General features: G+C 66.8%; 6 protein-coding genes and 1 pseudogene. 1 reads left to right on the forward strand and 6 read right to left on the reverse strand.

Annotation, left to right across the window (positions count from 1 at the left end; genetic code table 11):
* Positions 1–622 (forward strand): annotated as a pseudogene (locus ACFQPD_RS12600) (hypothetical protein); the annotation flags it as partial.
* Positions 623–743: 121 nt separating this feature from the next.
* On the opposite strand, the gene fusA reads toward ACFQPD_RS12600, so the two are convergent.
* The 6 genes from fusA to rplL all read right to left on the reverse strand — a co-directional run bounded on the left by fusA (position 744) and on the right by rplL (position 12,303).
* The gene (fusA, locus tag ACFQPD_RS12605; protein WP_385901229.1) at positions 744–2,831 is read right to left on the reverse strand and encodes an elongation factor G; all 2,088 of its coding nucleotides are present in this window, start codon (positions 2,829–2,831) and stop codon (positions 744–746) included.
* A gap of 72 nt (positions 2,832–2,903) precedes the next feature.
* On the reverse strand, positions 2,904–3,374 hold the full coding sequence (gene rpsG, locus ACFQPD_RS12610; RefSeq protein WP_068749498.1) for a 30S ribosomal protein S7: 471 nt from the start codon (positions 3,372–3,374) through the stop codon (positions 2,904–2,906).
* Entirely contained in the window at positions 3,374–3,745 is a 372-nt protein-coding gene (gene rpsL, locus ACFQPD_RS12615; RefSeq protein ID WP_068749499.1) for a 30S ribosomal protein S12, read from the reverse strand. The genes rpsG and rpsL overlap by 1 nt, the downstream gene beginning before the upstream one ends.
* A 286-nt stretch (positions 3,746–4,031) precedes the next feature.
* Positions 4,032–7,970, reverse strand: coding sequence for a DNA-directed RNA polymerase subunit beta' (gene rpoC / locus ACFQPD_RS12620; RefSeq protein WP_385901088.1), 3,939 nt, complete (start codon positions 7,968–7,970; stop codon positions 4,032–4,034).
* A 164-nt stretch (positions 7,971–8,134) separates the two neighbouring features.
* Complete coding sequence (gene rpoB, locus ACFQPD_RS12625) at positions 8,135–11,608, reverse strand: DNA-directed RNA polymerase subunit beta (RefSeq protein ID WP_385901090.1); 3,474 nt, start codon at positions 11,606–11,608, stop codon at positions 8,135–8,137.
* 299 nt (positions 11,609–11,907) lie between these two features.
* Positions 11,908–12,303, reverse strand: a complete 396-nt coding sequence (gene rplL, locus ACFQPD_RS12630; RefSeq protein WP_385901091.1) for a 50S ribosomal protein L7/L12 — start codon at positions 12,301–12,303, stop codon at positions 11,908–11,910.
* Positions 12,304–12,335: the final 32 nt, after the last annotated feature.

Below are 12,335 nucleotides of genomic sequence, written 5' to 3' on the forward strand. Positions count from 1 at the left end.
CGAACAACTACGCCTCCGGTTCCCCTTCCATATCGCCGGCATCCACTCCGACAACGGCTCGGAGTTCATCAACCACCACCTACTGCGCTGGACCACCAGCAACCAGATCAGCTTCTCCCGCGGCCGGGCCAGCCACTCCAACGACCAAGCCCACGTCGAACAGAAGAACTGGTCCATCGTGCGCCGCAACGTCGGTTACTACCGCTACGACACCCCCCGCGAGCTGGACCTGCTCAACCAACTCTGGCCCTTGGTCTCGATCCAGACCAACCTGTTCCTACCCCAGCAACGACTCATCTCGAAGACCCGCACCGGCGCCCGCGTCCAGAAACGCCACGACACCGCAGCCACCCCCATGCACCGCCTACTCACCCACTACAGCGACCTCGTCGACGACCACGACGCACGCCACCTCGACACCCTCCACCGCGACACAGACGTCGAAAACCTCAAACACCGCATCGCCGACATCCAAGGCAACCTGCTCGAACTCGCCCGCCGCCGGGGCGCCGTCCAACGCCGCGCGAAGACCAACCACGTCTACCTCTCCCGCCGGAAAATCAGCGATCCGAAGCGGGCAAACCCAGATGAGTCAACGACTCAAACCAAGCGGGCATCTTGACATGAGGCAACAGGATCGTATCGGGTGCGGCACGGCAGTCAAACCGTGTCGCCGGGTTCGACGCGCGAGGGCCGGCCGGGTGTCCGGCCGGCCCTCGCGGGTGTGTCACATCAGCGGTGGCTCACTGGCCGCCGCGTGCCTTGGCGACGATCTCCTCGGCGATGTTGCGCGGCGTCTCGGCGTAGGAGTCGAACTCCATGGAGTACGACGCCTGGCCCGACGTCTTCGACCGAAGGTCGCCGACGTAGCCGAACATCTCCGACAGCGGCACGAGCGCCCGCACGATGCGGTTGCCGTGCTGCTCGTCCATCGACTGGACGTGGCCGCGGCGGGCGTTGAGGTCGCCGATCACGGTGCCGAGGTAATCCTCGGGGGTCGTGACTTCGACGGCCATCATCGGCTCCAGGATCGCGGGGTCCGCCTTGCGGGCCGCCTCCTTGAACGCCTGGGCGCCGGCCAGCTTGAACGCGAGCTCCGAGGAGTCGACGTCGTGGTAAGCGCCGTCGGTCAGCGTCACCTTGATGTTGTCGACCGGGTAGCCGGCGAGGACGCCGAACTGCAGGGCCTCCTTGACGCCCGCGTCGACCGCGGGGATGTACTCGCGGGGGATGCGGCCGCCGGTGACGGCGTTGACGAACTCGTACCCCGAACCCGGTTCGGTCGGCTCGAGGTCGATGATGACGCGCGCGAACTGGCCGGAACCACCGGTCTGCTTCTTGTGCGTGTACTCGACCTTCTCCACCTTGCGGCGCAGGGTCTCGCGGTAGGCCACCTGCGGCTTGCCGATGTTCGCCTCGACCTTGAATTCACGCCGCATGCGGTCGATGAGGACGTCGAGGTGCAGCTCGCCCATGCCGGCGATGATCGTCTGACCAGTCTCCTCGTCCGTGTGGACGCGGAAGGTGGGGTCCTCCTCCGCGAGGCGCTGGATCGCGTTGGACAGCTTCTCCTGGTCGGACTTGGTCTTCGGCTCGATGGCCTGCTCGATGACCGGGTTGGGGAAGGTCATCGACTCCAGCACGATCGGGTTCGACGGGTCGCACAGCGTCTCGCCGGTGCCCGTGTCCTTGAGGCCCATGACGGCGCAGATCATGCCGGCGCCGATCGAGTCGATCTCCTCACGCTTGTTGGCGTGCATCTGGTAGATCTTGCCGATCCGCTCCTTCTTGCCCTTGGTCGCGTTGAGGACCTGCGAGCCGGAGTGCAGGACGCCGGAATAGACGCGCACGAAGATGAGCTTGCCGAGGTGCGGATCCGCGGCGATCTTGAACGCCAGCGCAGCCAGCGGCTCGTCGTCCGAGGGGTGCCGCTCCAGCACGACCGACTCGTCGGTGGGCTTGAAGCCGCTGATGGCGGGGACGTCCATCGGCGAGGGCAGGTACGCGATGACCGCGTCCAGGAGGGGCTGCACACCCTTGTTCTTGAACGAGGTGCCGCAGACGACCGCGGTGAACGTGTTGGTGATGACGCCCTTGCGGATCGCGGCCTTGACCTGCTCCACCGAGGGCTCCTCGCCCTCGAGGTACATCTCCATGATCTCGTCGTCGACGTCCGCGGCCCGCTCGATCAGCGTGGCGTGCGCGGCCTCAGCGGCGTCCTTGAGCTCGGCGGGGATCTCCTCGACGGTGTAGTCCTCACCCATCTTGGTCTCGCCGCGCCAGGTCAGGGCGCGCATCTCGACGAGGTCGACGACGCCGATGAAGTTCGACTCGGCACCGATCGGGAGCTGGAGCAGGACCGGGTCGGTGTTGAGGCGCTCGCGGATGGTCTTGACACAGTGGTCGAACGACGCGCCCGTGCGGTCGAGCTTGTTGATGTAGCAGATGCGCGGGACGTTGTACTTCGTCGCCTGACGCCACACCGTCATGGACTGCGGCTCGACGCCGGCCACACCGTCGAACACCGCCACGGCGCCGTCGAGGACGCGCAGCGAACGCTCCACCTCGACGGTGAAGTCGACGTGGCCCGGCGTGTCGATGATGTTGATCTGGTGGTTCTTCCAGAAACAGGTCGTCGCGGCCGACGTGATGGTGATGCCGCGCTCCTGCTCCTGCTCCATCCAGTCCATGGTGGCGGCGCCCTCGTGGACCTCACCGATCTTGTAGGTCTTACCGGTGTAGAACAGGATGCGCTCGGTGGTGGTGGTCTTGCCGGCGTCGATGTGCGCCATGATGCCGATGTTGCGAACCTTGGACAGGTCGGTCACTATGCAGCCCTTCGGGAATAGAACATGAAGTTGAGCAGGTGAGCGCCCCCGGCCGCACGGCACGGGGGCGTCGGATCACCAGCGGTAATGCGCGAAGGCGCGGTTCGCCTCGGCCATCTTGTGCGTGTCCTCGCGACGCTTCACGGAAGCGCCCAGGCCGTTGGAGGCGTCGAGGATCTCGTTCATGAGGCGCTCGGTCATCGTCTTCTCGCGGCGGGCGCGGGCGAAGCTGACGAGCCAGCGCATGGCCAGCGTGTTCTGACGAGCGGGCTTGACCTCGATGGGCACCTGGTAGGTGGCGCCACCGACGCGGCGGGACTTGACCTCGATCGACGGCTTGACGTTGTCCAGCGCGCGCTTGAGGGTCTGCACCGGGTCGGTTCCGGTCTTGGTGCGGGTGCCCTCGAGGGCGTTGTAGACGATGCTCTGCGCGACGGTCTTCTTGCCGTCGAGCAGGATCTTGCTCACGAGCTGGGACACCAGCGGCGAGCCGTACACCGGGTCGACGAGGACCGGGCGCTTCGGGGCGGGACCCTTGCGAGGCATTACTTCTCCTTCTTCGCGCCGTAGCGGCTGCGGGCCTGCTTGCGGTTCTTGACACCCTGGGTGTCGAGCGCGCCGCGGATGATCTTGTACCGGACACCGGGGAGGTCCTTCACACGACCGCCGCGGACGAGCACCATCGAGTGCTCCTGCAGGTTGTGGCCGACGCCCGGGATGTAGGCGGTGACTTCGATGCCGGAGCTCAGACGCACACGCGCGACCTTACGGAGCGCGGAGTTCGGCTTCTTCGGCGTGGTGGTGTACACACGCGTGCACACCCCCCGGCGCTGGGGCGAACCCTTGAGCGCGGGCGTCTTGTTCTTCGAGACTTTGTCGGTGCGGCCCTTACGGACCAGCTGCTGAATAGTTGGCACCTGGTGGTATCACTTTCTTCGTTGTCTGTGTACGTTTGTCTTCCCTGGCGCAGCTTCTCCGTCCCACCCCGAGGTCACCGTTTCCCGGGTGGCTGTGGTCTGGATCACTGCCGTGCGAACTCCGCACGACGCTCTCCGCAACGTCAAGAGCGATCTTCATGCCAGGGCACGCACAAGTAGCCCGATCACGGGCACGCCCGACAAGGTTACTCCAGGGGCGCCGTAGGGTCAAAAGCGGCCGGGGGTCCGAGGCGTGAGCCCCGGACCCCCGGCGGGATCGCTACCGTCAGCGGAGTTCGCCGAAGTCCATCTCGTCGAGCGGGACGGCGGGGCCGACCACATCCGAACCGAACGAGTAGTCGTACGGGTCGTAGCTCATCGTGTAGGCGCTGGCGCGGGCCTCCTCCGTCGGCTCCACCCGGATGTTGCGGTAGCGGTCGAGACCGGTACCCGCCGGGATGAGCTTGCCGAGGATGACGTTCTCCTTGAGGCCGAGGAGCGAATCGCTCTTGCCCTGGATGGCGGCGTCGGTGAGCACCTTGGTCGTCTCCTGGAAGGAGGCGGCCGACAGCCACGACTCCGTCGCCAGCGACGCCTTGGTGATGCCCATGAGGACCGGGCGGCCCTCCGCAGGCTTGCCGCCCTCGGTCAGGGCCTTGCGGTTGGCAGCCTCGTAGGACGCGCGGTCCACGAGCTCACCCGGCATCATCGAGGTGTCGCCCGAGTCGATGACGGTGACCCGTCGCAGCATCTGGCGGATGATGATCTCAATGTGCTTGTCGTGGATCGGGGCGCCCTGCGTGCGGTACACGCGCTGGACCTCCTCCACGAGGTGCTCCTGGACCTTCCGCAGGCCGCGGACACGCAGGACGTCCTGCGGGTCGACCTGGCCGGCGGTCAGCTGCTGACCGATGCTGACGCGCACGCCGTCCTCGATGTGGATGCGCTGGCCGTGGTGGTCCTCGAACTCCAGTCGCGCACGACGCGCCACCGGGTACTCGAGGTCCTCGCCACCGTCGTCGCGGACGAGCACGAGCTTGCGGCTGCGGTCCCCGTCCTCGATGCGGATGACACCGTCGGCCTCGGCGATCGGCGCCTTGCCCTTGGGCTGACGCGCCTCGAAGAGCTCGGTGACACGCGGCAGACCCTGCGTGATGTCGTCGCCGGCCACACCACCGGTGTGGAAGGTACGCATCGTCAGCTGCGTGCCGGGCTCGCCGATGGACTGGGCCGCGACGATGCCGACGGCCTCGCCGACGTCCACCGTCTTGCCGGAGGCCAGCGAGCGGCCGTAGCACATGGCGCACGTGCCGAACGCCGACTCACAGGTCAGGACGGAGCGCACCTTCACCTCGGTGATCCCGGCCTCGACGAGGCGGCGGATCTCGGCGTCACCCAGATCGGTGCCGGCCTCGACCAGCACGGTGCCCTGGGCGTCGGCCACATCCACGGCGAGCGACCGCGCGTACACGGAGGTCTCGACGTCGGGCGTGATGTCGACGCGGGCGCCGTCCTCGAACGGCTCGGCGGCCACGACGGCCGGCTTGCCGGTCTCGTCGGAGGCGGACTTCGTCCACTTCGCGATGACCTTGGTCAGGCCGCGCTCGGTGCCACAGTCCTCCTCGCGGATGATGACGTCCTGCGACACGTCGACGAGTCGGCGCGTGAGGTAGCCGGAGTCGGCGGTGCGCAGAGCGGTGTCGGCCTGCCCCTTACGGCCACCGTGCGTGGAGATGAAGTACTCCAGCACCGACAGGCCCTCGCGGAAGTTCGACTTGATGGGGCGCGCGATGATGTCGCCCTTCGGGTTGGCCACGAGGCCACGCATGGCGGCGATCTGACGCATCTGCGTCATGTTTCCTCGTGCCCCGGAGTCGACCATCATGAAGATCGGGTTGTCGGCCGTGAAGTTGTTCTTCATGGCCTCGGTCAGCTCCGCGGTGGCGTCGGTCCAGATGGCGATGAGCTCCTGGCGGCGCTCGTCCTCCGTCACGGTGCCCCGCTCGTAGAGCTTGTCGATCTTCGACGCGCGCGCCTCGTAGCCCTCGAGGATCTGGGCCTTCTGCGGCGGCGTCTGGACGTCCGAGATGGACACGGTCACGCCGGAGCGCGACGCCCACTTGAAGCCCATGTCCTTGAGGTTGTCCAGCGCGTTCGCGACGACGACCTTCGGGTAACGCTCCGCCAGGTCGTTGACGATCTGGCCCAGGACCTTCTTGCCGACGACGGTGTTGACGTAGCCGAAGTCGTCCGGCAGCGCCTCGTTGAACAGCGCCCGGCCCAGCGTGGTCTCGACCAGCACGGACCCGTCGGCGCGCGGTTCGGCGCCGTCGACGATCACGTCGGTCAGCCGGATCCGGATCGGCGCACCGATGGCCAGATCACCGCGGTCGAACGCCATGATGGCCTCCGCCAGCGACGAGAACACCCGGCCCTCACCGGCGCCGGAGCGCTGCTGCGTGAGGAAGTAGTGACCGATGATCATGTCCTGCGTGGGCATGGTCACGGGACGGCCGTCGGCCGGCTTGAGGATGTTGTTCGTCGACAGCATCAGGATGCGTGCCTCGGCCTGCGCCTCGGCGGACAGCGGGAGGTGCACGGCCATCTGGTCACCGTCGAAGTCCGCGTTGAACGCGGTGCACACGAGCGGATGGATCTGGATGGCCTTGCCCTCGATGAGCTGCGGCTCGAAGGCCTGGATGCCGAGGCGGTGCAGCGTGGGTGCACGGTTGAGCAGCACGGGGTGCTCGGCGATGACCTCTTCCAGCACGTCCCACACGACCGGGCGCTGGCGCTCGACCATGCGCTTGGCGGCCTTGATGTTCTGGGCGTGGTTGAGGTCGTCGAGGCGCTTCATGACGAACGGCTTGAACAGCTCGAGCGCCATGGCCTTCGGCAGGCCGCACTGGTGCAGCTTCAGCTGCGGGCCGACGACGATGACCGAACGGCCCGAGTAGTCGACGCGCTTGCCGAGCAGGTTCTGGCGGAACCGACCCTGCTTGCCCTTGAGCATGTCGGAGATCGACTTGAGCGGACGGTTGCCCGGCCCCGTGACGGGGCGACCGCGGCGGCCGTTGTCGAACAGCGAGTCCACGGCTTCCTGCAGCATCCGCTTCTCGTTGTTGACGATGATCTCGGGCGCGCCCAGATCCAGCAGTCGCTTGAGGCGGTTGTTGCGGTTGATGACGCGCCGGTACAGGTCGTTGAGGTCCGAGGTCGCGAACCGGCCACCGTCGAGCTGCACCATGGGGCGCAGGTCCGGCGGGATGACCGGGACGGCGTCGAGCACCATGGCGGAGGGGTGGTTCTCCCCCGCCCGGAACGCCGCGACGACCTTGAGCCGCTTGAGGGCGCGCGTCTTGCGCTGGCCCTTGCCGGTGGCGATGATCTCGCGCAGCTTGTCCGACTCGGCGGCCAGATCGAAGGACTGCAGGCGCTTCTGGATCGCCTCGGCGCCCATCGAGCCCTCGAAGTACTTGCCGAAGCGCTTCTTCATCTCGCGGTACAGCGTCTCGTCGCCCTCGAGGTCCTGGACCTTGAGGGACTTGAACCGCTGCCAGACCTCGTCGATGCGGTCCAGCTGGCGCTGGGCCCGGGTCCGGATGAGCCCGGCCTCCTTCTCGGCGGCCTCGCGGACCTTGCGCTTGATGTCGGCCTTCGCGCCCTCCTCCTCGAGCTGCGCGAGGTCCTCCTCGAGCTTGCGCATGCGCGCCTCGATGTCGGCGTCGCGGCGGTCGGCGACCTGCTTGATCTCCACCTCGACCTTGGCCTGCAGCGAGGACAAGTCGCGGTGGCGACCCTCCTCGTCCACGGACGTGATCATGTGCGCGGCGAAGTAGATGACCTTCTCGAGGTCCTTCGGCGCGATGTCGAGCAGGTAGCCGAGACGGCTGGGGACGCCCTTGAAGTACCAGATGTGCGTCACGGGGGCGGCGAGCTCGATGTGACCCATGCGCTCACGGCGCACGTTGGACCGCGTCACCTCGACGCCACAGCGCTCGCAGATGATGCCCTTGAACCGGACCCGCTTGTACTTGCCGCAGTAGCACTCCCAGTCCCGGGTGGGACCGAAGATCTTCTCGCAGAAGAGGCCGTCGCGCTCGGGCTTGAGCGTGCGGTAGTTGATGGTCTCCGGCTTCTTGACCTCGCCGTGCGACCACTCGCGGATCTGGTCCGCGTTCGCAAGACCGATCCGAAGCTCGTCGTAGAAGTTCACGTCCAGCACGTTGCTTCTCTTTCTTTCCCCTACTGATTGGCCGTAGGCGCCTGAAAATCCATCACCGGGAATGGCTGGGAATCAACCGTGACCGAGGTCACCGTCTCCTCGCCATTGAGTTGTGCGGGCGGAGCGAGTCCCGTGGGGCCCCGCTGAGCGGGGCCCCCGCGGGACTACATCTCTCCGACGTCCAGGAAGTGGTCGCTGCCGGGGCGCCGACCGAGGTCGATGCCGAAGTCCTCCGCGGAGCGGATGTCGTCCTCGGACTCGCGCAGGTCGATGACCCGGCCGTCATCGGAAAGCACCTCGACGTTCAGGCACAGCGACTTCATCTCCTTGACGAGCACCTTGAACGACTCGGGGATGCCCGGTTCGGGGATGTTCTCGCCCTTGACGATGGCCTCGTAGACCTTGACGCGGCCGGGGACGTCGTCCGACTTGATGGTCAGGAGCTCCTGCAGCGCCCAAGCCGCGCCGTACGCCTCCAGGGCCCACACCTCCATCTCACCGAAGCGCTGGCCACCGAACTGCGCCTTACCGCCCAGCGGCTGCTGGGTGATCATCGAGTACGGGCCGGTCGAACGGGCGTGGATCTTGTCGTCGACGAGGTGGTGCAGCTTCAGCATGTACATGTAGCCGACGCCGATCTTCTCCGGGTACGGCTCGCCGGAGCGGCCGTCGAAGAGCCGGGCCTTGCCGCCCTCGTCGATCAGGCGCACGCCGTCACGCGTCGTCAGCGAGTTCGCCAGCAGACCGCTGATCTCCGCCTCGGTGGCACCGTCGAAGACGGGGGTCGCCACCTTCGCGTCGCCGTCCATGCGGCCGAGGCCGACCTCGCGCAGGCGCTCGGCCCATGCCTCTTCGACGCCGCTGACGTCCCAGCCGGTCTTGGCGATCCACCCGAGGTGGTTCTCCAGCACCTGGCCGACGTTCATCCGCGACGGCACGCCGAGCGGGTTGAGCACGATGTCGACGGGGGTGCCGTCCTCGAGGAACGGCATGTCCTCCACCGGCAGGATCTTCGAGATGACGCCCTTGTTGCCGTGGCGGCCGGCGAGCTTGTCGCCGTCGGAGATCTTGCGCTTCTGCGCGACGTGGACCCGAACCAGCTGGTTCACGCCGGGCGGCAGCTCGTCGTCGTCCTCGCGGTTGAACACGCGGACGCCGATGACGGTGCCAGACTCGCCGTGCGGCACCTTGAGGGAGGTGTCGCGGACCTCGCGGGCCTTCTCGCCGAAGATGGCGCGCAGCAGGCGCTCCTCGGGGGTCAGCTCGGTCTCGCCCTTGGGCGTGACCTTGCCGACGAGGATGTCACCGGCCGAGACCTCGGCACCGATGCGGACGATGCCGCGCTCGTCCAGGTCCGCCAGCATCTCGTCCGAGACGTTGGGGATCTCGCGCGTGATCTCCTCCGCGCCCAGCTTGGTGTCGCGGGCGTCCACCTCGTGCTCCTCGATGTGGATCGAGGTGAGCACATCGTCCTGGACGATGCGCTGCGACAGGATGATGGCGTCCTCGTAGTTGAGGCCCTCCCACGGCATGAACGCCACGAGCAGGTTCTTGCCGAGCGCGAGCTCGCCCTGGTCCGTGCACGGGCCGTCGGCCAGCGGGGTGCCGACCTCGACCCGGTCACCGGGGGCGACCAGCGGGCGCTGGTTGATGCACGTGCCGGCGTTGGAGCGCACGAACTTGTCCAGCTTGTAGGACTGGTACGTGGCGTCGTCGTTGGCGATCTCGATGATGTCCGCGGTCACGGACGTCACCACGCCCGGCTTCTTGGCCAGCGTGACGTCGCCGACGTCGACGGCCGCGCGGTACTCCATGCCGGTGCCGACGAACGGGGCCTCGCTGCGGAGCAGCGGGACAGCCTGGCGCTGCATGTTGGCGCCCATGAGGGCTCGCGACGCGTCGTCGTGCTCGAGGAACGGGATCAGCGCGGTGGCCACCGACACCATCTGGCGCGGCGACACGTCCATGTACTCGACGTCGGCCGCCGGGATGGTGTCGACGTCACCGTGCTTGATCCGGACCAGCACCCGGTCCTCCGTGAGGCGTCCGCCCTGATCGACGGCGGCGTTGGCCTGCGCGATCGCGTAGCGGTCCTCCTCATCGGCTGTGAGATAGTCGATCTGGTCGGTGACCATGCCGTCGACGACCTTGCGGTAAGGCGTCTCGATGAACCCGAACGCGTTGACGCGCGCGAACGACGCCAGCGAGCCGATGAGGCCGATGTTCGGGCCTTCAGGGGTCTCGATGGGGCACATGCGGCCGTAGTGCGACGGGTGGACGTCTCGGACCTCCATGCCGGCGCGGTCACGGGACAGACCACCGGGGCCCAGCGCCGACAGGCGACGCTTGTGGGTCAGGCCGGCCAGCGGGTTGTTCTGGTCCATGAACTGGGACAGCTGCGAGGTGCCGAAGAACTCCTTCAGCGCCGCGGTCACCGGGCGGATGTTGATCAGGGTCTGCGGCGTGATGGCCTCGATGTCCTGCGTCGTCATGCGGTCGCGGACGACGCGCTCCATGCGGCCCAGGCCGGTGCGCAGCTGGTTCTGGATCAGCTCACCGACCGTGCGGAGGCGACGGTTCCCGAAGTGGTCGATGTCATCGGCCTCGACGGGGATGTCCGCGAGCATCTCGCGGCGCTCGTGCAGCGACGCCACGTAGCGGATGGCCGCCGCGATGTCGTCGTTGGTGAGGACCTGCTTGTCGAACGGCAGGTCGAGGCCGAGCTTCTTGTTGATCTTGTAGCGACCGACCTTGGCCAGGTCGTAGCGCTTGGGGTTGAAGTAGTAGTTCTCCAACAGCGCCTGCGCCGCGTCGCGGGCCGGCGGTTCGCCCGGGCGCAGCTTGCGGTAGATGTCGAGCAGGGCCTCGTCCTGCGTCTTGACGGTGTCCTTCTCCAGCGTCAGGCGCATGGACTCGAACTCGCCGAACTCCTCGAGGATCCGGTCCTCGGACCAGCCCAGCGCCTTGAGCAGCACGGTGACGTTCTGCTTGCGCTTGCGATCGAGGCGGACGAAGACCATGTCGCGCTTGTCGATCTCGAACTCCAGCCATGCGCCGCGCGACGGGATGAACTTCGCGGAGAAGATGTCCTTGTCGGAGGTCTTGTCGGCCGTCTGCTCGAAGTAGACGCCGGGCGAACGCACGAGCTGCGACACGACGACGCGCTCCGTGCCGTTGATGATGAACGTGCCGCGCTCGGTCATCAGCGGGAAGTCGCCGATGAACACGGTCTGGCTCTTGATCTCACCGGTGTCGTTGTTGACGAACTCGGCGGTGACGAAGAGCGGGGCGGCATAGGTGACGTCGCGGTCCTTGCACTCCTCGATCGTCCACTTGGGACTCTCGAAGCGGTGGTCGCGGAACGACAGCGACATGGTCTCGTTGAAGTCCTCGATGGGCGAGATCTCCTCAAAGATCTCCTCAAGCCCGGACCGGGTGTTGACGTCGGTGCGGCCGGCGGCCAACTGCTCCTCGACCTTCCGCATCCACGTCTCGTTACCGATCAGCCAGTTGTAGGAGTCGATCTGCAGATCCAGGAGGTTGGGCACCTCGAGAGGCTCATGAATCTTCGCGAAGGAGATTCGGCCGGTGGATGAGACGACATTGGTGTTCTTCAACGCAGAGCGCGAGGCGGCCAAGATACGGTCCTTCCAAGAACGCTTGAAGCAGTTTTCCGTGCACGGCGACGTTCCCGTGTCAAATCACGGGCGCAACGCATAGCTGGGCAAACAACCACTATAGGGCAACCCTGGCAGGACAGCAACTACCGCAGGCCGGCCGGGCCCTGCGGTGGCATCTGGTCTCCGTCGACCAACGCCTCGATGATAGCGCCCGGGCGCACCGCTGCAACCCGGAATCGCCGGATCACGCGACCCGGACACGACGATGGCCCGCCCCCCGAAGGGAGCGGGCCATCCGTGGACGTGAGTCCGTCAGGTCACTTGAGCTCGACGGAGCCGCCGGCGGCCTCGAGGGCCTCCTTCGCCTTGGCGGCGGTCTCCTTGTCGACCTGCTCGAGCACCGGCTTCGGGGCGCCCTCGACGAGGTCCTTGGCCTCCTTGAGGCCGAGCGAGGTCAGGGCGCGCACCTCCTTGATGACGGCGATCTTCTTGTCGCCACCGGAGGTCAGGATGACGTCGACCTTGTCGGAGCCGGCTTCCTCAGCGGCGCCGGCATCGTCGCCACCGGCGGCCGGGGCGGCCGCGGCGACCGCGACCGGAGCGGCAGCGGTGACACCGAAGGTGTCCTCGAAGAGCTTGACGAACTCGGAGAGCTCGATCAGGGTCATCTCCTTGAAGGCGTCAAGGAGCTCGTCGTTGGTGAGCTTCGCCATGATGGGCGTTCCTTTCGTTGAAAGTGTGATCG

It is taken from the genome of Tessaracoccus sp. O5.2 (genome assembly GCF_964266725.1).
GTDB classification, from domain to species: domain Bacteria; phylum Actinomycetota; class Actinomycetes; order Propionibacteriales; family Propionibacteriaceae; genus Arachnia; species Arachnia lapidicapta.

Bases quoted from the DNA above. Each gene is read 5' to 3' on its own strand.
- rpsG (WP_068749498.1), bottom strand. From the start codon at position 3,374: ATGCCTCGCAAGGGTCCCGCCCCGAAGCGCCCGGTCCTCGTCGACCCG.
- rplL (WP_385901091.1), bottom strand. From the start codon at position 12,303: ATGGCGAAGCTCACCAACGACGAGCTCCTTGACGCCTTCAAGGAGATG.